This window comes from Klebsiella sp. CN_Kp073 (assembly GCF_040065495.2).
In the GTDB taxonomy this organism is placed as follows: Bacteria; Pseudomonadota; Gammaproteobacteria; order Enterobacterales; family Enterobacteriaceae; genus Klebsiella; species Klebsiella aerogenes.
The window spans coordinates 2,761,414-2,783,921 of record NZ_CM198051.1 but is presented as its reverse complement, the minus strand read 5'-3'; the positions used below and the strand labels follow the sequence as shown (position 1 = coordinate 2,783,921).

18 protein-coding genes are annotated in these 22,508 nt (G+C 57.8%); 5 read left to right on the top strand and 13 right to left on the bottom strand.

The window, feature by feature from the left end:
- Positions 1–27: 27 nt before the first annotated feature.
- Both fumA and ABLV66_RS13415 read right to left on the bottom strand, forming a co-directional pair.
- Positions 28–1,680 (bottom strand): class I fumarate hydratase FumA, encoded by a 1,653-nt coding sequence (gene fumA / locus ABLV66_RS13420; protein ID WP_348877178.1) that lies wholly within the window; start codon positions 1,678–1,680, stop codon positions 28–30.
- 55 nt (positions 1,681–1,735) lie between these two features.
- A complete protein-coding gene (locus tag ABLV66_RS13415; RefSeq protein WP_015366800.1) occupies positions 1,736–3,241 on the bottom strand; it encodes an anion permease in 1,506 nt (501 codons plus the stop codon).
- Between the two features lie 639 nt (positions 3,242–3,880).
- Here ABLV66_RS13415 and ABLV66_RS13410 point away from each other — a divergent pair.
- Entirely contained in the window at positions 3,881–6,658 is a 2,778-nt protein-coding gene (locus ABLV66_RS13410; RefSeq protein WP_348877179.1) for an NADH-dependent fumarate reductase, read from the top strand.
- Between the two features lie 62 nt (positions 6,659–6,720).
- Complete coding sequence (locus ABLV66_RS13405; protein WP_047077725.1) at positions 6,721–7,671, top strand: FAD:protein FMN transferase; 951 nt, start codon at positions 6,721–6,723, stop codon at positions 7,669–7,671.
- On the opposite strand, the gene dcuR is transcribed toward ABLV66_RS13405, so the two are convergent.
- A complete protein-coding gene (gene dcuR / locus ABLV66_RS13400; RefSeq protein WP_047042881.1) occupies positions 7,652–8,371 on the bottom strand; it encodes a two-component system response regulator DcuR in 720 nt (239 codons plus the stop codon). The two genes, ABLV66_RS13405 and dcuR, sit on opposite strands and share 20 nt — an antisense overlap.
- On the bottom strand, positions 8,368–9,984 hold the full coding sequence (locus ABLV66_RS13395; protein WP_045392345.1) for a sensor histidine kinase: 1,617 nt from the start codon (positions 9,982–9,984) through the stop codon (positions 8,368–8,370). The genes dcuR and ABLV66_RS13395 overlap by 4 nt, the downstream gene beginning before the upstream one ends.
- Before the next feature lie 305 nt (positions 9,985–10,289).
- On the opposite strand from ABLV66_RS13395, the gene ABLV66_RS13390 reads away from it, so the two are divergent.
- The 3 genes from ABLV66_RS13390 to ABLV66_RS13380 all read left to right on the top strand — a co-directional run bounded on the left by ABLV66_RS13390 (position 10,290) and on the right by ABLV66_RS13380 (position 14,195).
- Entirely contained in the window at positions 10,290–11,210 is a 921-nt protein-coding gene (locus tag ABLV66_RS13390; protein WP_045392343.1) for an N-acetylmuramic acid 6-phosphate etherase, read from the top strand.
- Between the two features lie 290 nt (positions 11,211–11,500).
- Positions 11,501–13,111, top strand: coding sequence for a malate dehydrogenase (quinone) (mqo, locus tag ABLV66_RS13385; protein ID WP_321140167.1), 1,611 nt, complete (start codon positions 11,501–11,503; stop codon positions 13,109–13,111).
- 157 nt (positions 13,112–13,268) lie between these two features.
- The gene (locus tag ABLV66_RS13380; protein WP_045392340.1) at positions 13,269–14,195 is read left to right on the top strand and encodes a LysR family transcriptional regulator; all 927 of its coding nucleotides are present in this window, start codon (positions 13,269–13,271) and stop codon (positions 14,193–14,195) included.
- Here the strand turns inward: ABLV66_RS13380 and mdcH are convergent.
- The 9 genes from mdcH to ABLV66_RS13335 all read right to left on the bottom strand — a co-directional run bounded on the left by mdcH (position 14,185) and on the right by ABLV66_RS13335 (position 22,504).
- A complete protein-coding gene (mdcH, locus tag ABLV66_RS13375; protein ID WP_348877211.1) occupies positions 14,185–15,087 on the bottom strand; it encodes a malonate decarboxylase subunit epsilon in 903 nt (300 codons plus the stop codon). The two genes, ABLV66_RS13380 and mdcH, sit on opposite strands and share 11 nt — an antisense overlap.
- Positions 15,087–15,704 (bottom strand): malonate decarboxylase holo-ACP synthase, encoded by a 618-nt coding sequence (locus tag ABLV66_RS13370; RefSeq protein WP_348877180.1) that lies wholly within the window; start codon positions 15,702–15,704, stop codon positions 15,087–15,089. Before ABLV66_RS13370 ends, mdcH begins: the two co-directional genes overlap by 1 nt.
- Positions 15,705–15,707: 3 nt before the next feature.
- On the bottom strand, positions 15,708–16,667 hold the full coding sequence (locus ABLV66_RS13365) for an AEC family transporter (RefSeq protein ID WP_348877181.1): 960 nt from the start codon (positions 16,665–16,667) through the stop codon (positions 15,708–15,710).
- A 136-nt stretch (positions 16,668–16,803) separates the two neighbouring features.
- A complete protein-coding gene (gene mdcE / locus ABLV66_RS13360; RefSeq protein WP_213797280.1) occupies positions 16,804–17,604 on the bottom strand; it encodes a biotin-independent malonate decarboxylase subunit gamma in 801 nt (266 codons plus the stop codon).
- On the bottom strand, positions 17,604–18,437 hold the full coding sequence (locus tag ABLV66_RS13355) for a biotin-independent malonate decarboxylase subunit beta (protein ID WP_012541866.1): 834 nt from the start codon (positions 18,435–18,437) through the stop codon (positions 17,604–17,606). The genes mdcE and ABLV66_RS13355 overlap by 1 nt, the downstream gene beginning before the upstream one ends.
- Positions 18,430–18,729 (bottom strand): malonate decarboxylase acyl carrier protein, encoded by a 300-nt coding sequence (gene mdcC / locus ABLV66_RS13350; RefSeq protein ID WP_008805033.1) that lies wholly within the window; start codon positions 18,727–18,729, stop codon positions 18,430–18,432. Before mdcC ends, ABLV66_RS13355 begins: the two co-directional genes overlap by 8 nt.
- A 17-nt stretch (positions 18,730–18,746) precedes the next feature.
- The gene (locus tag ABLV66_RS13345; protein WP_047042900.1) at positions 18,747–19,589 is read right to left on the bottom strand and encodes a triphosphoribosyl-dephospho-CoA synthase; all 843 of its coding nucleotides are present in this window, start codon (positions 19,587–19,589) and stop codon (positions 18,747–18,749) included.
- Positions 19,589–21,244, bottom strand: coding sequence for a malonate decarboxylase subunit alpha (gene mdcA / locus ABLV66_RS13340; protein WP_315710288.1), 1,656 nt, complete (start codon positions 21,242–21,244; stop codon positions 19,589–19,591). The genes ABLV66_RS13345 and mdcA overlap by 1 nt, the downstream gene beginning before the upstream one ends.
- 225 nt (positions 21,245–21,469) lie before the next feature.
- Positions 21,470–22,504, bottom strand: a complete 1,035-nt coding sequence (locus ABLV66_RS13335; protein WP_015366785.1) for an AI-2E family transporter — start codon at positions 22,502–22,504, stop codon at positions 21,470–21,472.
- Positions 22,505–22,508: the final 4 nt, after the last annotated feature.

Sequence of the window (22,508 nt, the reverse complement as noted above, 5' to 3'; positions counted from 1 at the left end):
ACGATGAGCCGCCGGGCGAGGAGGGAATTAGCCGTGTTGTTTACAACCGGCGCACTGCTGATTTTGGATCTGCTGGAAGAAATCGTTACCTTTATCATCAACGAGAATAAAGGCCGGGAAATCTTCGACTTCGATTTTCCAGATAGCTTCCATTCCCAGCTCCGGATAAGCCACGCACTCGAGGCTCTTAATGCTCTGTTGGGCAAGGACTGCCGCCGGGCCGCCAATGCTGCCGAGGTAGAAGCCGCCGTGTTTATGGCAGGCGTCGGTCACCTGCTGGCTGCGGTTGCCTTTGGCCAGCATTACCATGCTGGCGCCGTGCGATTGCAGCAGATCGACGTAGGAATCCATACGTCCCGCGGTGGTCGGGCCCAGGGAGCCGGAGGCGTAACCAGCCGGCGTTTTGGCCGGACCGGCGTAGTAGATCGGGTGATCTTTCACGTACTGCGGCAGCGCTTCGCCGTTATCGATAAGCTCTTTCAGTTTCGCGTGGGCAATGTCGCGGGCTACGATAATAGTGCCGTTAAGGCTCAGACGCGTGGAGACCGGGTGCGCCGACAGCTGTGCCAGGATTTCGCTCATCGGCTGGTTCAGGTTGATGCTAACCACATTGCCTTCGCCTTGCTGGCGCAGGTGTTCAGGAATGTATTTCCCCGGGTTGCTTTCCAGTTTTTCAATCCAGATGCCGTCGCGGTTGATTTTAGCTTTGATATTGCGGTCGGCGGAGCAGGAGACGCCCATGCCGATCGGGCACGAAGCGCCGTGGCGCGGCAGACGGATAACGCGGATATCGTGGGCGAAATATTTCCCGCCGAACTGCGCGCCGAGACCGAGATTTTGCGCTTCTTGCAGCAGCTCTTGCTCCAGCTGCACATCGCGGAAGGCCTGACCGTGCTCGTTGCCTGCGGTCGGCAGGTCGTCATAGTAGCGGGCGGAAGCCAGCTTAACGGTCTTCAGCGTGGCTTCCGCCGAGGTGCCGCCGATCACAAAAGCGATGTGGTAGGGCGGGCAGGCCGCGGTACCGAGGGTACGCATCTTCTCGACGAGATAGTTTTTCAGCTTCGCCGGGGTGATTAACGCTTTGGTTTCCTGGTACAGATAGGTTTTGTTGGCGGAACCGCCGCCTTTCGCCATGCACAGGAATTTATATTCGTCGCCGTCGACGCTGTAGAGATCGATCTGCGCCGGAAGGTTGGTGCCGGTGTTGACCTCTTTATACATATCCAGCGGCGCATTCTGCGAGTAACGCAGGTTGTCTTCGGTATAGGTGTTATAGACGCCCTGCGCCAGCGCGGCTTCATCGCCGCCGCCGGTCCATACGCGCTGGCCTTTTTTACCCATGATGATGGCGGTGCCGGTATCCTGGCAGGTTGGCAGCACGCCTTTGGCGGCAATTTCGGAATTACGCAGGAACTGCAGCGCGACGTATTTGTCGTTTTCGCTGGCCTGCGGGTCGAGCAGAATGGCCGCGACCTGCTGCTGATGTGAGACGCGCAGCATAAAAGCGGCATCGTGGAAGGCCTGTTGCGCCAGCAGGGTTAACGCCTGTGGTTCCACTTTCAATACTTCCTGACCATCGAATTCGGCGACGGAGACGAGCTCTTTGCTGAGCAAATAGTATTCGGTATCGTCATGCGCCATCGGGAACGGGTCTTGATAAACAAAGGGTTTCGTCGACATATTCACATACTCCATAAAGATAAAAACCGCCGGGGGAAGACCCGGCGGTTATGAATCAGAACATCATGGACATCCACGGATAGCCAATCAGCAGCAGGGCGGCCAGGAAGATGGCGCCGAAGATGGTGCCGAGGCGCCAGTAGTCTTTGGTCGGCAGATAGCCGCTGCCGTAGTAAATCGGGCTCGGACCGGTACCGTACGGGGTGATGATGCCCATCACGCCCAGCGAGGTCACCATCAGCAGGACGAAGACTTGCATATTCATTCCCGGAATAGTCGAAGCGATGGTCAGCATGGCCGGCAGCAGCGCGGTAGTGTGCGCGGTGGTACTGGCGAACAGGTAGTGCAGCAGATAGAACGCCAGCAGCAGGACGATGGTCGCAACGCCCGGAGAAATACCGCTCATCAGCGCGCCGCCTTCTTTACCCAACCAGGCGATGAAACCAGTGGAGGAGAGACCGTCAGCCAGCGCGACCAGCGTGGCGAACCAGACAAAGGTATTCCACGCCGCTTTGTTGTTGGTTATATCGCTCCAGGACAGCACGCCGGTCCACAGCATCAGCACGATAACCAGCAGGGCAGCCAGCGCCGGTTCAATCCAGTCGGCGGCGAAGATCCACATCATCAGTGCGAAGCAAACAAACACCAGCAGCAGGATTTCATTGCGCGACAGTTTGCCCAGTTTCTCCAGTTCACGAGCGGCCCACAGCGGTACTTCGTTATTGATTTTAACTTCTGGCGGATAGAACCAGTACGCCAGCAGCGGCATGGCCAGAATCAACAGGATACCGAGCGGCAGGAAGGCGATAAACCAGGTACCCCAGGAGATGTTGATACCAACGATGCTTTTTACCAGCGCCAGCGCCAGCAGGTTCGGCGCCAGCGCCGACAGGAACATGGAACTGGTGATACAGGCGGCGGTAATAGCTACCCACATCAGATAAGAACCAATACGGCGTGCGCTCGGATCGTTAGGTTTAGAACCGTACAGCGGCGGCAGGTTAGCGATAATCGGGTAGATGGTCCCGCCGCTACGTGCGGTGTTGGACGGGGTAAACGGCGCCAGCAGCAGGTCAGCGAAGGTAATGGCGTAGCCCAGCGTCAGGCTGCGGCGGCCAAGATATTTTACCAGAATCAGCGCCAGACGGCGGCCGAACTGGGTTTTGTCATAGCCGGCGGCGAACATGAACGCGCCGAAGATAAGCCACACGGTAGAGTTGCCAAAGCCGCTCACCGCCCATTTAAATGACGCGCCGGCCAGCTTAAAGCTTGGCGCCGCCATCTGTTCCGGGCTGAACAGTAGCCACTGGCTACATAAAGCAATCACCACCACCCCGGTGATACCGATAACGGCGCCCGGCAGCGGTTCGAAGATAAGGCCGACGATGACGCCAACGAAGATAGCAAAATAGTGCCAGGCGAAAGGCGGTAAGCCGTCAGGCACCGGGACGAACAGCAGCAGTACGGCGACGATAATGGGCAACGCCATCATGATCAGACGTTTATACGCCGCGTTAGACGCGGCACCGGCAGGCGGTATGGTTGTCTTTTTCTCTTTCATAATGAGTATCTGCTAGTAGTTGAAAATACGGTTCCGTCTTCGCTTACAACACTCGATTTTTTTAGTTGCGAAAGTTTCTTTAATTATTAATTGTCGAGATTGCTTGTTGCTTAAACGGTTATTTAACGCGTTTTTCGCGGCGTTAAATTAAATTCATTGGGTATTTATATATTGCGCTTTCACGTTGCATTGCAATTGATCGAGATCAAAAAAAACAGGTGATCTGGATCTTTTTTTTCGTTTGGCAATAACCACATATGATGATGTGGTTATTATCCGCAAGAAACGTTAATTGTTAATGGAACGCTTAAAAAATAATAAATGGCTAAAGCAATTAATTATTTAAATTGTTGAAATTTAGTGTTTTATTTTTGTTTTGCGCGTTTTTCTAGCGTTAACAAAAGTGACCGAAATGTTATCATTCATTTGTATTATGTAAATACGATATATAAATTTAATAATACAATGGAGGTATTGCTGTTATTGCAGGTATTAAATAGTTTTTTAACTAACGTAATTAATTTAGTAACTAAAAAACACGCTATATTATTGGCATGACAACAGGAATGAAAATAAACAATCAATAAAATTTCCGTCACCCAATTCTGAATTTCAATATTTAAAATCTGGAGTATTAATATGACCAGTAACGAACGAATTCTGCAGCCATTTACTTTACCGAATGGGACTGAACTGAAAAACCGTTTGCTAATGGCGCCAATGACCACCTGCACCGGTTATTTCGATGGTACCGTCACCAGCGAGCTCGTTGAATACTATCGCGCCCGCGCCGGCAGCATCGGGACTATCATCGTTGAATGCTGCTTTATTGATGATTATGGTCTGGCCTTCCCGGGCGCTATCGGCATCGATAACGATGAAAAAATCGCCGGGCTGGCGAAAATCGCCGAAGCGATTAAAGCGGAAGGCTCAAAAGCGATTTTGCAGATTTACCACGGCGGTCGCATGGTTGACCCGCAATTGATTGGCGGTCGCCAGCCGGTGGCGCCGAGCGCCATTGCCGCGCCGCGCGACGGCGCCGCCATGCCGCGCGCCCTCAGTGGTGAAGAAGTCGAAGGCATGATCGCCAAATTTGGCGACGGCGTGCGTCGCGCGATTCTTGCCGGTTTCGACGGCGTCGAAATCCACGGCGCCAACACCTATCTTATCCAGCAGTTCTATTCACCGAACTCCAACCAGCGTGACGACCAGTGGGGCGGCAGCCGTGACAACCGCGCCAGATTCCCGCTGGCGGTACTGGACATCACGCATAAAATGGCCCGTCAGTACGCTGACGATGCCTTTATTATCGGCTATCGCTTCTCGCCGGAAGAGATGGAAGTCCCGGGGATCCGCTTCGACGACACCATGTATCTGCTGGAGAAACTGGCCTCCCGCGGCGTCGATTATCTGCATTTCTCGGTTGGCGCGACGCTGCGCCCGTCTATCGTTGATACCAGCGATCCGACGCCGCTGATTGAAAAATACTGCGCCATGCGTTCTGAAACGCTGGCGCAGGTGCCGGTGATGGGCGTCGGCGGGGTAGTTAACGCAGCCGACGCCGAACAGGGCCTCGATCACGGTTATGACCTGATGGCCGTCGGCCGCGCCTGCATCGCCTATCCGGACTGGGCTTCACGTATCGCCGCCGGCGAAGAGCTGGAACTCTTTATCGACAGCACCCAGCGCGAGGCGCTGCATATTCCGGAACCGCTGTGGCGTTTCTCGCTGGTCGAAGCGATGATCCGCGACATGAGCATGGGCGACGCGAAATTTAAACCGGGGATGTTTGTCGAAACCGTTCAGGACGATGCCAACGAACTGGTCATTAACGTCAGCCTCGAAAACGATCGCATTGCGGATATCGAGCTGGCCGCAAGCCCAGTACAGAGCGTTGAATTTACCACCAGCTTCGAAGAGATCCGCGAACGTATTCTGACCGCCAACACGCCGCACGTCGATGCTATCTCCGGCGCGACCAGCCAGAGCGAAGCGGTGAAAAAAGCGGTGTCCAAAGCGATGCTGAAATCCAGCAAAGCGCTGGCCGCGGAAGAGGGCGGCAACGATACCGCGCCGAAAAGCTATGACGTTGTGGTGGTGGGGAGCGGCGGCGCCGGTCTGGCCGCGGCGATTCAGGCCCACGACGAAGGCGCCAGCGTGCTGATCGTCGAAAAAATGCCGACTATTGGCGGCAACACCATCAAAGCTTCCGCCGGGATGAACGCCGCGGAAACCCGCTTCCAGCGCGTCAAAGGTATTCAGGACAGTAAAGAGTTGTTCTATCAGGAAACCCTGAAGGGCGGCCACAACAAAAACAACCCGCAGCTGCTGCGCCGTTTCGTTGAAAACGCGCCGCAAGCCATTGAATGGCTGGCGGACCGTGGGATTATGCTTAACGATATCACCACCACCGGCGGGATGAGTATCGACCGTACCCACCGTCCGCGCGACGGATCGGCGGTTGGCGGCTACCTGATTAGCGGTCTGGTGCGTAATATCACCAAACGCGGTATCGATGTGCTGCTGGATACCTCGGTAGAAGAGATCCTGATGCGCGACGACGAAGTGAGCGGCGTGCGTCTTATCAACGATGAACAAGAGATCATCGAAGTGCAGACCAAAAGTATTATCGTGGCGACCGGCGGCTTCAGCGCCAACAGCGCGATGGTGGTGAAATATCGTCCTGACCTCGAAGGCTTCGTGACCACCAACCATAAAGGGGCGACCGGTAGCGGTATCGCGCTGCTGGAACGTATTGGCGCCGGCACCGTGGACATGGGCGAAATTCAAATTCACCCGACCGTCGAGCAGCAGACCTCGTACCTGATTTCCGAATCGATTCGCGGCGGCGGCGCTATTCTCGTTAACCAGCAGGGGAACCGCTTCTTCAACGAGATGGAGACCCGCGATAAAGTGTCTGCGGCGATTATCGCGCTGCCGGAACACTATGCTTACATCGTCTTCGACGAGCATGTGCGGGCGAAAAACAAAGCCGCCGACGAGTATATCGCCAAAGGCTTCGTCACCAGCGCCAGCTCGCCGCGTGAACTGGCGGAGAAACTGGGGATGGATTACCATGCGTTCCTCGCTACCCTGGAATGCTACAACGGCGCGGTGGAAAAACAGCACGATGAAGCGTTTGGCCGCACAACCGCGCTGCGCGCGCCGATTAACGAAGGCCCGTTCCACGCCATTCGTATTGCCCCAGGGGTACACCACACTATGGGCGGCGTGACCATTAATACCGATGGCGAAGTGCTGAATGTGGCACAGCAGCCGATTCGCGGCGCCTACGCCGCGGGTGAAGTGGTTGGCGGTATCCATGGCGGTAACCGCATCGGCGGTAACGCGGTCGCGGATATCATCATCTTCGGTACCCTCGCGGGCCATCAGGCGGCGAAACGTGCCAGAGGATAATAGGTAATTGCTGATGCCGGGCTGGTTTAGCCGCCCGGCTTATCCCTTCTAAGGAGAGCCCGATGTCCGATAACCGCGTCTATAGCTACTCCGCCGTGTTGATGGGCTCGCCCATCCTGCTCAAACTCTATTCCCACGATGAGGCACTGGCCTCCCGCGTATTTCAGTTAATTAAACGCTACGAAGATCTGCTCACCGTTAACCGCGCGCAGTCGCAGGTAATGAATATCAACCATGCCGCCGGGCGTCATCCCGTTACCGTTAGCCGTCCGGTGTACCAGCTGATTAAGTGCGCTAAAGCCGCCAGTATGGTGCGCGACAGCGCCTTTAATCTGGCTATTGGCCCGCTGGTTAAACTGTGGCGCATTGGCTTTCAGGGGCATAGCGTGCCGTCGGCGGCGGATATTGCGGCGCGGCTGCCGTTAACCCGCCCGCAGGATGTCATTCTTGATGACGAAAAGCAGAGCGTGTGGCTGGCGCAGGCTGGAATGGAAATTGACCTTGGCGCAATCGCCAAAGGATATATCGCCGATCGGGTACGCGATTACCTGGGCCAGCAGGGGATCGAACAGGCGCTGATTAATCTCGGCGGCAATGTACATACGTTAGGGGAATGGGCGATTGGGCTGAAAAAACCCTTTGCCGCGGCGCAGGAACTTATCGGCTCGATTGCCGTTAGCGGGCAGTCGGTTGTCACTTCAGGCACCTATGAACGCTATTTCGAGCAGGATGGCAAACGCTGGCACCATATCCTCGATCCGCGCAGCGGCTATCCATTGGATAACGAACTCGACAGCGTCACGGTCATTTCCGCGGATTCACTGGACGGCGATATCTGGACCACGCTGCTGTATGGCCTTGGCGTGGAGAAGGGCTGCGCGGCGCTGCGCCAGCGGGACGACATTGAAGCGATTTTTGTCACCAAAAACCGCAACGTGATTCTATCGTCACCGCAGCGCATCCGCTTTCAGCTGCGCGACAGCGGCTACCAGATTACTGACTGTACTGCTTGAGCAGGCCGTACTGCTCGGCGACCAGGCGGTAGCGATACACCGGTCGGCCGGTCGCGCCGTAATGGATGGTCGTATAGAGAATATTGATCTGCGCGAGCCAGATCAGATATTTGCGGCAGGAGACGCGCGAGATATTCACCGCCGCCGCCAGCTCATCGGTAGAAAATTCCACATCAGGGTGGCTGTCAATCCACTGGCACAGCGTGCGTAGGGTTTGCGCCGTTAAGCCTTTCGGTAGCTTACGCGCGTCAGCCGCTTCCGGCGCGCCGCCGTGCAACAGACGATCGACATCCGCCTGCTCGTAATAGGGCTGGCCGGTCATCAGTTTGCGCTTTTCGCGCCATGCGGTCAGCGCCTCTTCAAAGCGCGGGAACTGGAAAGGTTTAATCAGATAATCCACCACGCCGTAGTGCATGGCGGTTTGAACGGTGGCGGCATCGGCGGCGGAGGTTATCATAATCACGTCGATGGCGCGGCCGCTGGCGCGAATGGTCGGCAGCAGATCCAGGCCGCTATCCTGCTGCATATAAACGTCCAGCAGTACTAAATCGATCGCCATCTGCGGGTCGTTAATCATCTCCTGGGCTTTGCCGAGCGTCGACGCGGTGCCGCAGCAGCTGAAACCGGGGATGCGCGCCACGTACAGGCGATTCAGCTCGGCAACCATCGCATCGTCGTCAACAATCAATACATTTATCACGCTTTTTTCCTTTTACTATCCCAGGGCAGGTGAACAAAAAATTGGGTAAATACGCCAGGCTCGGACTCAACGGCTAGCGTGCCGCCGAGTTCGTGGAGCTGCTGGTTGGCGAGAAACAGGCCGACGCCGCGATTCTCGCCTTTGGTGGAGAAGCCCTTATTAAAAATGGCGTCGATATTGGCCGCCGGGATCCCCGGGCCGTCGTCGCTGACTTCACCGCTTAGCCAGCCATCCTGATAGTGCAATAGCAGGCTCACTTCACCTTCCGCCTGGCCGCTCATCGCATCCAGCGCATTTTCAATGAGATTACCTAATACCGTTACCAGCACGGTGACCTGTTTTTCATTCGGGCAATCCGGCACCAGGCTTTCTTCGGCGAGGTTCAAGGTGAAGCCTCGCTCTTTGGCGCGCTGGATTTTACCAATCAGGAAGCCGGCGACCACCGGCGATTTTATCCGGTGCTGAATTTCGCCGATGTCGGCCTGATAGGCATGGGCGGTTTGCAGCACATATTCTTCCAGCTTGTCATAGCTTTTCATATTCAGCAGGCCGAGGATCACGTGCAGCTTGTTCATAAATTCGTGCGAAGTGGTGCGCAGGGCATCGACGTAGCTCATCATGCCATCCAGCCGTTGCACCAGTTGGCTCATCTCGGTTTTATCGCGGAAGGTGCTGATGGCGCCAACGATGGCGTTCTGGCTGCGCACCGGGACGGTATTGCTAATCAGCAACAAGCCATTACAGCCGAGCGCGCGGTCATAGATGGGCTCGCCGCTGCGCAGAACTTCCTGCAGGTCCGCCAGCAGCGGGGTGCGATCGATGCTTTTATCCGGCCCGCTAAGTAACATGCCGCGGGCGGCCGGGTTAATTAGCGTGACCTGGCCGCTGCTATCCACAGCGATCACGCCTTCTTTGAGCGAGTGCAGCATCGCCTGACGCTGTTGGAACTGGGTAGAGATATCCTGCGGCTCCAGCCCCAGCAAAATACGCTTCAAGCCGCGCACCAGGCTCCAGGTGCCGATTGCGCAGACCAGCGCACTGAACAGAATGGTCAGCAGGACGTCCCAGCGGCTATTGGCGATCTGTTCGTCGACTTTACTCAGCGAAATCCCCACCACCACCACGCCTATCTGTTGATGCTGTTCATTGAATACCGGGGTGAACACGCGCAGCGCCGGCGCCAGTACGCCGTGGTTAATCGCCACGTTTTCGCGCCCGGCGAGCGTCGGGCGGATATCCTCGCCGATAAACGGTTTACCGATGATGGCGCTATCCGGATGCGAATAGCGGATACCGCGCATGTCGGTCACAATCGCGTAAAGCAGATCGTTACGTCGGGTAATGGCCTGCGCCAGCGGCTGAATAATATTGCTCTGCGGCGGCTCGCTGAGGCCGCGCTTCACCTGCGGCATATCGGCCATGGTGCGCGCCACCGCCAGCGCCGTCTCTTTTAAGCCGTCGCGGGTGGCGTTGCTGATCTGCATAAACCATAGCGCGTAGACCAGCAGCAGCACCGCGCCGATAACGCTGCCAATCATCAGCGTGACGGCGGTACTTAATTTCAGGCTGCGGGCGCGCTTACGTGCGGGCGGCTGTAGCTCGGCTTCCTTCATGACAACCCCGGTCAATTCGTTGAACGATCATTATCGCCGATAGGGCGGCTTTCATAAAGCCGTGTAATAACAGTAAAACCGGCTTACCGGATATCCGCTGCCTGACATGCGTAGCCCTCATGCTCGGATAACGCGCAATCGCGCCGCGATTAGGTGTCGAGTGAACAAACTGTGACCCCCGTGGCGGTAAAGCCGTGGATGAAGGCTTTACACTGACCGCATCAATCAAATAGCCGTGATGAATGAATGGATATGTCATTGCTATTGATGTAGCCGCAGTGAGTTCGGTTTTAAATGGAGGTTTTATGAGCAGTAAGCCAACCGCATCAATGCTGGAACGACGCCACCCGCAAACGCGCCATATCGATACGCTCGCCACCCTCGATATGCTGACCCTGCTGCAGCAGGATAACAAACAGATAGCCGTCGCCATCGATGCCTGCCTGCCGCAGATTACCCGGCTGGTGGATAACGCCGCGGCGACCCTGAGCCGGGGAGGACGGCTGGTGATCATTGGCGCCGGGGCATCCGGGCAGGCGGCGTTGCAAACGGTTAATGACTATTCCCCTGAAGCCAATCACTCACTGGTGGCGATTATCGCCGGCGGCGAAGAGAGCTCGCTGCAGGCGGCCGAGATGGCGGCTAACGATTATGACGCGGGCGTGCGCGATTTGCAGCTACATGCCTTCAGCGCCAACGATATGCTGTTGGCCCTTTCCGTCAGCGGCAAAACACCGTGGGTGTGGGGAGCCATGCGTCACGCCTGGTCGCTGGGAGCGCCGATTGCGCTACTGACGCAGCTAAGCGACAGCGAGGCTGCGCAGCTGGCGGATATTATTATTGCGCCGCAGACCGGGCCGGAGGCGGTAGCCGGTTATGGCAACCCGAAAGCGCAACTGGCGCAGCGGCAGATCCTCACCCTGTTAACTACCGGCCTGGCGGTACGCAGCGGCAAGGTGTACGGCAACCTGCGCGTAGACCTCCAGGCAACCAGCCCGCGTTGGGAGGAGCGGCAAATCGCCATGGTGATGGCCGCCACAGAGTGTACGCGCGCGCAAGCCAAAGCTGCGCTGGCCAGTTGCAATCAGCATTGTCGGACGGCGATTCTGATGCTGATGACGGGGCTTGATGCCTGGCAGGCGCGGGATCTGCTAAGCGAAAACAACAACCATCTGCGTATCGCTTTGGGTGAAGCGCAAGAGAAAACGCCATGTAACGTCAATTAATTTCCTCGCCGCGCCGGTTTGTTAAATAACTAAATAAACCGGCGCTATATTTCTTATCGCCTGAATAATCCTGCTTTTTTTGCCGCAATTTTCACAATAACCGCCAGTGAAATAAATAAACTGCTTTTTTAAGTTAAAAAACTGTTTGCATTAAAATATCGAAGTGTAAATGATATTTTAAAATAAAGTAAAAGTGCGTTAATATGACGGCTCTTATTACACTTTTGCTACGCGATATTTCTATTATGCCTGCAATTAAAAAAACGATTATATCTATGACCGCATTAGCGATGTTCGTCAGTACGGCGACCTACGCGAATGGCGATACCTCGAAAAAAACTGATTTTCTGCTGATCGGCGGCGGCATCATGAGCGCTTCGCTGGGCACCTGGCTGCAGGAACTGCAGCCGGAGTGGAAACAGGTGATGGTGGAGAAACTCGACGGCGTCGCGCTGGAGTCCTCTAACGGCTGGAATAACGCCGGTACCGGTCACTCGGCAAATATGGAACTGAACTACACGCCGCAGCGTGCAGACGGTTCTATTGATGTCAGCAAAGCGCTAGATATCAATGAACAGTTTATGATTTCGCGCCAGTTCTGGTCGGCGCAGGTCAAACGCGGTATTTTGCACGACCCGCACTCGTTTATTAATTCCACGCCGCATATGAGTTTCGTGTGGGGCGATAATGTTGATTATCTGCAAAAGCGTTATAACGCGCTGCAGCAGACTACCTTATTCCAGGGAATGAAATTCTCCACCGATCACGCGCAAATTAAACAGTGGGCGCCGTTGGTCATGGAAGGACGCGATCCGCAGCAAAAAGTGGCCGCCACCTGGACGCCGGTCGGTACCGACGTGAACTACGGTGAAATCACCCGTCAGCTGATCGGCAGCCTGAAAAAGAGCAGCAATTTCTCGCTGCAGACCTCTTCTGAAGTCACCGATTTCAAACGCAATGCCGACAACTCCTGGCACGTGACGATTAAGAACGTGAAGAGCGGTGAAGAGCAGGCTGTCGACGCCAAATATGTCTTCATCGGCGCCGGCGGCGGCGCGCTGAAGCTGCTGCAGAAAACCGGCATTCCGGAAGCGGACAACTATGCGGGCTTCCCGGTAGGCGGCTCGTTCCTGATGACCGAAAACCCGGAGCTGACTAAACTGCACCAGCAGAAAGTCTATGGTCAGGCCTCGGTTGGCGCGCCGCCGATGTCGGTACCGCACCTGGATGCTCGTTACCTCGATGGTAAGCGCGTGGTGCTGTTCGGACCATTCGCCACCTTCTCCACCAAGTTCCTGAAAAACGGTTCGTTCTTCGATCTGTTGAGCACCACCACCACCAGCAACGTACTGCCGATGACCCACGTTGGCCTCGACAACTTCGATCTGGTGAAGTACCTGATTAGCCAGGTTATGCTCAGCGATGATGACCGCTTTGCGGCGCTGAAAGAGTACTACCCGAACGCGCGCAAAGAAGACTGGAAACTGATTCAGGCCGGTCAGCGCGTGCAGATCATCAAAAAAGACGCGGAGAAGGGCGGCGTTCTGAAGCTCGGTACCGAAGTGGTGGTCGATCAGCAGAAAACGATTTCTGCGCTGCTCGGCGCATCGCCAGGTGCTTCCACCGCCGCGCCGATCACCCTGAACGTTCTCAAGCAGATGTTCCCGCAGCAGTTTAACTCGCCGGAATGGCAGAGCCGCATTCGCGCCATCGTGCCGAGCTACGGCGAGAAGTTAAACGGTAACGTGGCGCTGACCCAGCAGGTTTGGGATGACACCGCCGCGACGCTGCAGTTGACTAAGCCTCCGGTCATTCAGATGCCAGAGTCCGCGCCGACCGCGACCGCCAAACCGGCAGAGACGCCGCGCGAAGCCTCGCCGCAGCACGATATGGCGCTGTAACGACGCATCCAGGCAGTGAATAAAAGGGAAGACCATGGTCTTCCCTTTTTTGCGTTATTTACCGGCTGACGCCGCGCGCTGCCTGCAACTTTGGCCTCATAAAAGATATACTGGTTTGAATTGAAACAGAAAATTAAACCAGGAGTGTGGAAGGGCTATGAAAGACGATATCAACCAGGAGATCACCTTCCGCAAGCTGTCGGTCTTTATGATGTTTATGGCGAAGGGCAATATCGCCAGAACCGCCGAAGCCATGAAGCTCAGCAGCGTTAGCGTTCACCGCGCACTGCATACGCTCGAAGAGGGGGTCGGCTGCCCGCTGTTTGTCCACAAAGGGCGCAACCTGCTGCCGCTGCAGGCGGCGTGGACGCTGCTCGAATACTGCCAGGATGTGATGAGTCTGATGAGCCGCGGGCTTGAGGCGACGCGCAAAGTCGCCGGCGTTGGTCAGGGGCGGTTGCGCATCGGTACTCTCTATTCGCTGACGCTGGAAACCGTTCCGCGCATCATTATGGGGATGAAGCTGCGTCGCCCGGAGCTTGAACTGGATCTGACGATGGGCTCCAACCAGATGCTGCTGGATATGCTGGAAGACGATGCCCTTGACGCTATTTTAATCGCCACCAATGAAGGCGAGTACAATAATTCGGCCTTCGACGTGGTGCCGCTGTTTGAAGATGATATCTTCCTCGCCGCGCCGGCGACGGAACAGCTGGATACCTCGCAGCTCGCCGACCTGCGCGATTACGCCGATCGCAAGTTTGTCTCGCTGGCGGAAGGGTTTGCGACTTATGCCGGGTTTCAGGAGGCTTTTCAGGTAGCCGGTTTTGAGCCGGAAATTGTGACCAGGGTGAATGATATCTTTTCGATGATAAGCCTGGTGCAGGCGGGCGTCGGCTTCGCGCTGCTGCCGGGTCGCATGAAGAAAGTCTATGAAAACGATGTGCAGCTGTTAAAGCTGGCGGAACCCTATCAGATGCGCCAGCTGATCTCTATCGTCTATTCACACCATCGCGAGCGCGATGCCGACCTGCTGGCGCTGGCGGCGGAAGGACGCATGTACGCCCGCAGTATTAATCGCTAAGCCGCTTTGCAAGATGGCGGGCGACGTCTACGCCGCTGCGCTCCAGCGCAATGGTCTCGCCGCGCCAGCCCGCCTGGCGGGTCAGGCAGGTGAGCACGCCGCCGGGCGGCATCTCGATTGCCAGTCTCGCGTCGCGTTCATCGGCGGCGATCATCGCCTCCTGCCAATGTACGGTGCGCGCCATGTTCATCGCCAGATCGTCGGCGATCCGCTGCGGATCCCACAGTACGCGCGCCGTCGAGCCGCTTAAATAGGCGCGCTGAGGGCGCGTTAAGGTGACCTCGGCGAAGGCTTTTGCCAGGGCGGCGGCCGGTTTAGCCAACAGCGCGCAGTGCGACGGCACGCTGACCGCCAGCCGTTGGGCTTTACTGGCGCCAGCCTGCAGCGCCAGCTGCGCCACCTCGGCCATGGCTTCATCGCGCCCGGCGATCACGATCTGCGTTTCGGCGTTCAGGTTGGCGAGATACACCTCGTGGCCCTGCATCAGCGCCTCAATCCGCGGGCGGGTCAGCCCCATAATCGCCGTCAGCCCGTAACCTTCGGGATAAGCCTGCTCCATTAAATCGCCGCGCAGCGCCACCAGCCGCAGCGCGCTGGCGAAATCGAGCGCGCCGGCAATCACCGCAGCCGGAAACGCGCCGATGGACAGACCGCTGACCATCTGCGGATCCACACCCTGACGCTGAAGCTCGCGCGCCCAGGCCACCCCGGCGATCAGCAGACAAAGCTGGACCGCACGGGTATGCTTTAGCGCATCGGCGCTATCGAGAGTATCGACTTCATCCCCCAGCACGGCGCGCGCCTGGGAGAGGATAGCCTCGCGATCGGGGATTGCCGCCAGCATCGCGGGGCGCTGACCGCCCTGACCGGGAAACGTAAATAAAATCTTCATCATTCCTCCCTGTGCCACGGCGTCGCGGTTAAGCGCGCGCCACGGGATGTTTTCAGCAGCGCGCGGCCATCGCGCAGCCACTCATTAAGGGCGAAGGCGCCGTAGGGGGTTTCTACCTGGGTATCGGCGCGGCACGGTAGTTGGGCCACCCGGGCCTGCCATTCCAGCAAGGCCTCACGGTCCAGCGGCTGCGGCGCGCGGATCAGCAGATCCAGATCGCTTGCCGCATGCAGCACCGGGATTTCGGTTGCCAGCGCGTAGCCGGTACTGCCGGTGACGCCCCAGCCCCAGGGCCAGCGGTGTAAGGTGAGGGCGATAGCCGCCTGGACCGGCGGCTGCGAGACAAACGGCGAGCAGAGTAATGCTTCGCGCTCGACAAGCATCTCCGGGGTGACGCTGCGCACGATATTGTGCGCCTGTACCCAGCCAGCGGCGCGCTGCTCGCGCTTCATGCCCCGCACTCCAACCGGGATGCGGGCCTGGTCGTCAACGTCGCGCCTCACCACCACCGGCAGCGCGGCTCGCCACTGCTGAGCCACCCACGACTCGGCAATGTCTTCCAGAGCGCTGGCGTGGTTTAACCAAACTAAATCGTGGGGACGCGGCGTTGATGACATGGTTTACAGTCCTGAAGTCAAAGAGATAAACAGCGGTAGCGACAGGATACACAGAACCGAGCTTAACAGCAGCACGGCTTCAGCATCCGGAGACTGCACGCCGAAGCGGTTGCCGAAGACCACGCCGAAGAAGCCGGCGGCCAGCGCAATCATCAGGATCGCGGTAATGGCGATAGAGCCGTGCAGACCAAGTAACATCACCAGACCCCAGGCAATAAACGGCTGCACCAGCAGTTTCACGATGGTTGAGGTAGCGATCAGCGCATTGAGCTGCAGTTTACGTGCCGACAGGATCACCCCGGTAAGGAACAGCGCGGCGGCGGTGGCGGCAAGGCCCAGCGGTTTGATCGACGCCAGCAGCAGGTCCGGCATTTTAATGCCGATAGCGGAAAGCACCACCCCAAGCAGCGGGCCCCAGACGATCGGTTTTTTCACCGAACGCCACATCAGCACCGGCAGCATCTCCAGCGTAGAACCGCTGTTTTCACCCGCGGCGCGGGCTTTTTCACGCTCCAGAATCAGCAGGCAGAACGGGGTCATCAGCACCGAGCCGCAGGCGATAGAAACCGCCACCGACAGCGAGGTTGACGCGCCTTCACCCAGCACGCTGCCGAGGATCGGCAGACCCAGCGCGGCATAGTTTGGCAGGGCGACGGTGAGGGTCAGCACCGCGGCATCCTGCGGCGTACGTTTGAACACGCTGGTGGCGAGGAAGTAGATTGCGGCATAGGTGATCCACATCGCGCCGGTCAGCACCAGCACCAGTGGCGACTGGGCGACGATACCGGCCCACGGCGTTTGTACCGTCGCGCTAAACAGCGTGGCGGGTAAGGCAAAATCCATTACAAAAATATTAAGCAGCGAGACGTTTTTGTTATCTACCATCCCGGCCTTTCCGGCCCAGAAACCCAGCAGCATAATGACGAAAATGGGCGCGAGAGCATGAATAATCACATAAGTCATAAATCACCTGTAAATAAAATAGAGTACTGGCGCGATTGTTATTTTTTCTAAAAGCCGTCCCTTCCCGGAGCGTTTATTCCGCGCTCCGGGAGACTGCTTCCGGCAGGTTTTCTTCTACTACTTACGTACGAACGTCTTACCAGCTGGCGCGCATGCGATCGCGAACCAGTTGTGAGCTGCGGCGGTTTTCCGCGCCCAGGCGGCACTTCAGTGAGGTATCGGTGCGCGCGTCAGCGATGGCGTCGCGCAGGGTACGGCTGACCAGCGACAGATCGCCTTCGTCTGGCGCATCCGGATGGTTGATATCGAGCAGGGCGGAGAGCAGGCCGAGCGTAGCGTAGTTGCTGACGTCGTAGGCCATCGGCGGGATCGTCGCCGCCAGTTTCTCCAGCGCTTCTACGGTACGCAGCGTAATACGCGCCGCCGATTCTTTACCCATCGCGTGAACCAGCACGCCGCTATCGTTAAAGGCGATCAGGCGGTTGGCCTGATAGCCGTGGGCCAGAAACGCCCCGGACATCGCTTTTCCGACAATCAGGCCAATCACCGGGTGGCCGGCAAGACGGGCTTTGGCGTAGGCGCCTGCCGCCCCGGCCAGGGCCTGGTGGATGCCAAAGGCTTCTTCGCGGCGGCCATAGGCCTGGCTCGGGACATCAATTACCGCGACGATCGGCCGTTTGACAGGCCGATCGGCGTCGGCGGCGATGGTTTCGTTGACCACTTTCGCCAGCGTCCAGCCTTCCAGCAGTCCGACTTCGCCACCGGCGGCGCGCGGGTAGTGGTTGTTAGCGTCAGGCACCACGGCGATAAAGCGGACGTTTTCGCCATCAATCTGGCCATCTGCGACCTGCACTGAAGGGCACAGACCACTCATCAGCGGCGCGTTGGGCGCCAGTTTGTTCAGCCATAGCGCGGCGCGGTTTGGGAACTGACTCATTATTTATCCTCCCGGGCAAAAAGCTGTTTAATCTGCGCGGTATCCGCCTGCTGGCGGGTATCGAATTGGCTCAAGCGACGCAGATAATCGTCATAGTTGTCGCTGCGGTGTTGTGCCGGTACACCTTTGGCGATCGCCTCATTCATTGCGGTTTTAACCGCGTTAACGCCATCGTTAACCAGCGCGTCGACCAAGCCGCTGGCGGCGCGAATTTCGCCGCCGGTCATGCTCCAGATAAACGGACGGTTACGGGAGTCGTACTCTTCAATTCCGGCTTCCTGCTCGATAACCTGCGGGCCGTTGAGGCCGAGACGGGCTTCACGGGTGACTATAAGGTAGCTGCACAGCGCCGCGGCGATGGACATGCCGCCGAAGCAGCCGACGGTACCGGTAATAATGCCGACCACCGGGGTGTAGCGGCGCAGGTCGACAATCGCGGCATGAATATCGGCGATGGCGGCCAGACCGAGGTTGGCCTCCTGCAGACGTACGCCGCCGGTTTCGAGGCACAGTACCGCCTGCGTCGGGATACCGTTGCGGTTATCTTCCGCCGCCAGCTCCAGTGCGGCGGCCATTTTGGCGCCGGAGACTTCGCCCATGCTGCCGCCCTGGAAGGTGCCTTCGATGGCAATTACCACCGCAGGTTGGCCGTTGATAGTGCCTTTGGCGACCACCATACCGTCGTCGGACTGCGGGACGATGCCCTGCGCGCCGAGCCACGGCGACATAATGCCTTCAAACGGATCCAGCAGTTCGCGGTAGCTGCCGTCGTCCAGCAGGGCGTGGGCGCGTTCGCGAGCGCGCAGTTCAATAAAGCTGCGATCGTTACGCATGAGCAGCCTCCTCAAATACTTGTTCAATACGAATACGGGCGACGCCCGGCGTGGCGCCGAAGTCGTGGATAATCAACTGCCCGGCGGGCAGACCGTTGATCAGGTTCAACCTGTCGAACAGCGCCTGCCAGCGCGCCTGGCTGTTATCCACTGAGGTGGTGATTTGTACGTTGAGCGTGGCGCCCTGTGCGGCGGTATAAAGCACTTCCATATCGCCTGAACCTACGACCCCTGCCAATGCTTTGCCGCTGAGGGCGCGGTTGGCAGGAAATGACAATGTAATCTGTTCCATAACATCCTCTGAATGCGTTAGCCGGAAACCCGGTCGAGAAACAGGGTGGCGGCAAGGAGATCGGCCGCACCACCCGGCGAGGCGTTTTGCGCCAGCATCTGCGCATCGAGGCGCGCCAGCGCGGCGCGACCGGCGACGCTGGCGCAACCGCCCGCCGCCAGAACCTCACGGGCGCCTTGCTGCATGGCGTGCAGGCCGTTCATGCCGGCCCGCGACAGCACGCAGGTATCGCTCAGCGAGGTCATGATGGCCATCAGCGCGTCGAGGCGCGCCTGCGGCTCGCTGGCGCCTCGCGCCCGGCTTTGCTGCAGTTGCGGCAGCGCCAGGGCGGTAACATGCGGAAATCCGCGCTGCGCTTCCTCGCGTGCCCCCGGCACCTGCCAGCGACGGCTGGCGCGCAGCCCTTTACTAAAGCTTTTCGGCGCGAAGCCGTCAGGCAGGCGGGCGAGGGAGGCGGCGGCGGCGGCGATCGCCTGTGATTGACCCTCTCCACCCAACATCGCCACCGCGCTGACCAGCAGGCCCAGCGCCCAGATAGCGCCGCGGTGGGTGTTAACTCCACCCGTCGCCATCATCATCTGCGCTTCACCTTCGCGACCGAGGCGGCCGACGGTTTCGCGCAGGGCGATATCCGCCGGACGCTGCCAGCTTTGCTGCGCCAGCGCGTGAAACGTCGGCTGTAGGCTACGGGCGGAGCGTTCCATCAGGTCCAGATTGAGATCCTGATGCGCGCCGTTGCCGCGACTATCGACCAGACCCGGTTTCGGGCTCAGACGGGCTTCGTCAATCAGACACGCGCTGGCGGTATGCGCCAGCCAGCTGACGCGGCTTTCTGCGTGTAGGGGGGAGAGTTTTTTCATTACCAGCTCCGGAATTTTGCCGGTGGGTTATACAGTCCGTCGGACCATTTCACCAGGTCGGCGACGCTGCCGGCGGCCAGTAGTGAGCGGGTGGCATCACTGCGGCGAATGCCGATATCTTCCGGGTACACCACTTTGCCGCTCTGGCGCAGCGCGGCGACGCGTTTGGCGTCCACGCCGAGGCCAATATCGGTGATCCCGGCCACCGCGGCGACCATCGCCCGGCGCTCTTCAAGGCTTTCCGCCCGGTACAGGTAAGCGATACCCTCTTCGGTCAGCACGTGGGTCACGTCATCGCCGTAAATCATCACCGGCGCCAGCGGCATGCCGGAAGTTTTGGCGACCTCGACCGCATCGAGCGTTTCAACGAAGGTCGGTTTCACGCCGGCCTGGAAGGTTTCGACCATCTGCACCACCAGTTTTTTACCGCGCTGCATCGGGTCTGGTTCAGTGATCATATTGAGCCAGGCCGGGGTGGCGTGGCGGCGACCGTGCGGGTCGTGGCCCATGTTCGGCGCGCCGCCGAAGCCGGAAAGGCGGCCGCGGGTGACGGTGGAGGAGTTGGCCAGACCATCAACCTGCAGGGTCGAACCGATAAACATATCTACCGCGTACTGACCTGCCAGCTGGCAGAAGGCGCGGTTAGAACGCATCGACCCGTCCGGGCCGGTAAAGAAGATATCCGGGCGGGCGCGGATGTACTCTTCCATCCCCAGTTCGCCGCCGAAGCAGTGCACGCTCTCCACCCAACCGCTCTCGATGGCCGGGATTAAGGTAGGGTGCGGGTTCAGCGTCCAGTGTTTACAGATTTTGCCTTTCAGGCCGAGCTGTTCGCCGTAGGTGGGCAGCAGCAGCTCGATGGCGGCGGTATTAAAACCGATACCGTGGTTAAGCGACTGCACCTGATGCTCCGCGTAGATGCCTTTAATCGCCATCATCGCCATCAGAATGTGTTCTTGCTTAATCAGACGCGGGTCGCGGGTGAACAGCGGTTCAATAAAGAACGGTTTGTCGGCGACCACCACGTAATCGATCCACGAGCCGGGAATATCGACGCGCGGCAGATCGCATTCGTCGTCCACCAGTTCGTTGACCTGGGCTATCACAATGCCGTCGTGGAAGGCGGCGGCTTCTACCAGCGCCGGGGTATCTTCGGTACTCGGTCCGGTATACAGGTTGCCTTTACGGTCAGCTTTATAGCCGGCGATCAGCGCGACGTTTGGCGACAGATCGACATACAGGCGGGAGTAGAGTTCGATATAGGTGTGGATGGCGCCGATTTCGAGCAGACCATCTTCCAGCAGTTGCGAGATGCGCAGGCTTTGCGTGCCGGAGAAAGAGAAATCCAGTTTACGGGCAATGCCTTTTTCAAACAGGTCCAGATGCTCGCTGCGCCCGACGCTTGGCATAATCATATGCAGGTCGTGGATTTTCTGCGGATTGACCTCGGCGAGCATGCGGGAGAGGAAATCAGCCTGCTTCTGGTTGTTACCTTCCAGTACTACCCGGTCGCCAGGGGCGAGCAGATTTTCCAGTACGCTGACCAGTTGGTCAGTGGGGATGACTTTGCCGGCAATCTTCGTTTCGGCCAGCCGCCGCTGTTTTTCCGTCCGGCGACGGTTCCAGACCCGTCCCGTCGTTTGTTCAGCATTCATTGTTAACCTCCTGATTCGACAAATCGTTTCGTTTGTCCTGGTGGAAGTTAGTGTGCGATGCGCAGCGCTGCGCATCAATTAAGCACGCCGGCTAATCGTTAGCTTTAGAGTAATGATTGGATATGCCCATTTGTGATGGGGATCAATAATAAAAAAGGAGTAACGGTCTAAGCGGAAAAGATGAAAGGAGGGGAAGGCTGGCGGATAGGCCAGCCAGATTGCCGGTTATTCTTTACTTAAGTCGCTGAGTAAGAAAGCAATACTCTGCCCGCCGTTGGTTTGCTCAAGGGCGATTTTCACAATGATGGTCAACGGCACCGACAGCAGCATGCCGACCGGGCCAAGCAACCAACCCCAGAATATTAACGACAGAAATACCACCAGCGTGGAGAGCCCCAGTCCGCGGCCCATAATGCGCGGTTCGAGAATATTGCCGAACACCAGGTTGATAATAAGGTAACCGGCAGTGACGATGAGCGCCTCATACAGGCCGCCAAATACCATTACCTGCAAAATCGGCGGGATGGCTGCCAATACCGAACCGATATTGGGAATGTAGTTCAGCGCAAAAGCCAGCAGCCCCCACATAAAGGCGAAACGGACGTCCAACAGCGCCAGCATACCCCAGACCACCAGTCCGGTGACCAGGCTTATCGCGGTTTTCAGCACCAGATAGTGGGACACGCTATCAATCGCCCGCTGAATGGCGCCCATCCCCTCAACCGGCCGCGACATCAGCTGCTGGAGCTTGGCGGGCAGTTGCGGCACTTCCAACAGCATAAATACTACGGTGAGCAGCAACAGAAAAATGGACGACATCGCATTCGACAACTGGGTCAACAGGCTGGTAACCAGCGTCATCACCGCGTTGGGATCGATATACTTATTCAGCTCAATGGCGGAGACGGTAAAACCAAAGCGCTGTAGCCATGGCGTGACCGTTTTTAGCGGTTCGGCCAGCGACGTGCGGTATTGTGGCAGAGTGCGCGCCAGTTCGTTAAGCGAGGTGCCAAGCGACGCCAGCAGTACCACTGCCAGCAGGACGATAGCGCCCACCAGTAGCGAAATCGCCAGCACCCGGGGCACCCGACAGCGCACCATCAGCTGGACCAGCGGATTGATCACCACCGCAAGGAACAGCGCTAAGATAAAGGGGACGATAATGTCGGCGGCAAAACGGATGCCCGTAAGGATGATAACCAACATGCCCAGCATGATGACGATCTTGAGTCCATTAAGGGTGATGATGGGTTTGGCCATTGGG

What these genes read in the sequence shown, in the direction of transcription:
- fumA (WP_348877178.1), bottom strand. Translation starts at nt 1,680, where the DNA reads ATGTCGACGAAACCCTTTGTTTATCAAGACCCGTTCCCGATGGCGCAT.
- ABLV66_RS13415 (WP_015366800.1), bottom strand. Translation starts at nt 3,241, where the DNA reads ATGAAAGAGAAAAAGACAACCATACCGCCTGCCGGTGCCGCGTCTAAC.
- ABLV66_RS13410 (WP_348877179.1), top strand. Translation starts at nt 3,881, where the DNA reads ATGACCAGTAACGAACGAATTCTGCAGCCATTTACTTTACCGAATGGG.
- ABLV66_RS13405 (WP_047077725.1), top strand. Translation starts at nt 6,721, where the DNA reads ATGTCCGATAACCGCGTCTATAGCTACTCCGCCGTGTTGATGGGCTCG.
- ABLV66_RS13395 (WP_045392345.1), bottom strand. Translation starts at nt 9,984, where the DNA reads ATGAAGGAAGCCGAGCTACAGCCGCCCGCACGTAAGCGCGCCCGCAGC.
- ABLV66_RS13390 (WP_045392343.1), top strand. Translation starts at nt 10,290, where the DNA reads ATGAGCAGTAAGCCAACCGCATCAATGCTGGAACGACGCCACCCGCAA.
- mqo (WP_321140167.1), top strand. Translation starts at nt 11,501, where the DNA reads ATGTTCGTCAGTACGGCGACCTACGCGAATGGCGATACCTCGAAAAAA.
- ABLV66_RS13380 (WP_045392340.1), top strand. Translation starts at nt 13,269, where the DNA reads ATGAAAGACGATATCAACCAGGAGATCACCTTCCGCAAGCTGTCGGTC.
- mdcH (WP_348877211.1), bottom strand. Translation starts at nt 15,087, where the DNA reads ATGAAGATTTTATTTACGTTTCCCGGTCAGGGCGGTCAGCGCCCCGCG.
- ABLV66_RS13370 (WP_348877180.1), bottom strand. Translation starts at nt 15,704, where the DNA reads ATGTCATCAACGCCGCGTCCCCACGATTTAGTTTGGTTAAACCACGCC.
- ABLV66_RS13365 (WP_348877181.1), bottom strand. Translation starts at nt 16,667, where the DNA reads ATGACTTATGTGATTATTCATGCTCTCGCGCCCATTTTCGTCATTATG.
- mdcE (WP_213797280.1), bottom strand. Translation starts at nt 17,604, where the DNA reads ATGAGTCAGTTCCCAAACCGCGCCGCGCTATGGCTGAACAAACTGGCG.
- ABLV66_RS13355 (WP_012541866.1), bottom strand. Translation starts at nt 18,437, where the DNA reads ATGCGTAACGATCGCAGCTTTATTGAACTGCGCGCTCGCGAACGCGCC.
- mdcC (WP_008805033.1), bottom strand. Translation starts at nt 18,729, where the DNA reads ATGGAACAGATTACATTGTCATTTCCTGCCAACCGCGCCCTCAGCGGC.
- ABLV66_RS13345 (WP_047042900.1), bottom strand. Translation starts at nt 19,589, where the DNA reads ATGAAAAAACTCTCCCCCCTACACGCAGAAAGCCGCGTCAGCTGGCTG.
- mdcA (WP_315710288.1), bottom strand. Translation starts at nt 21,244, where the DNA reads ATGAATGCTGAACAAACGACGGGACGGGTCTGGAACCGTCGCCGGACG.
- ABLV66_RS13335 (WP_015366785.1), bottom strand. Translation starts at nt 22,504, where the DNA reads ATGGCCAAACCCATCATCACCCTTAATGGACTCAAGATCGTCATCATG.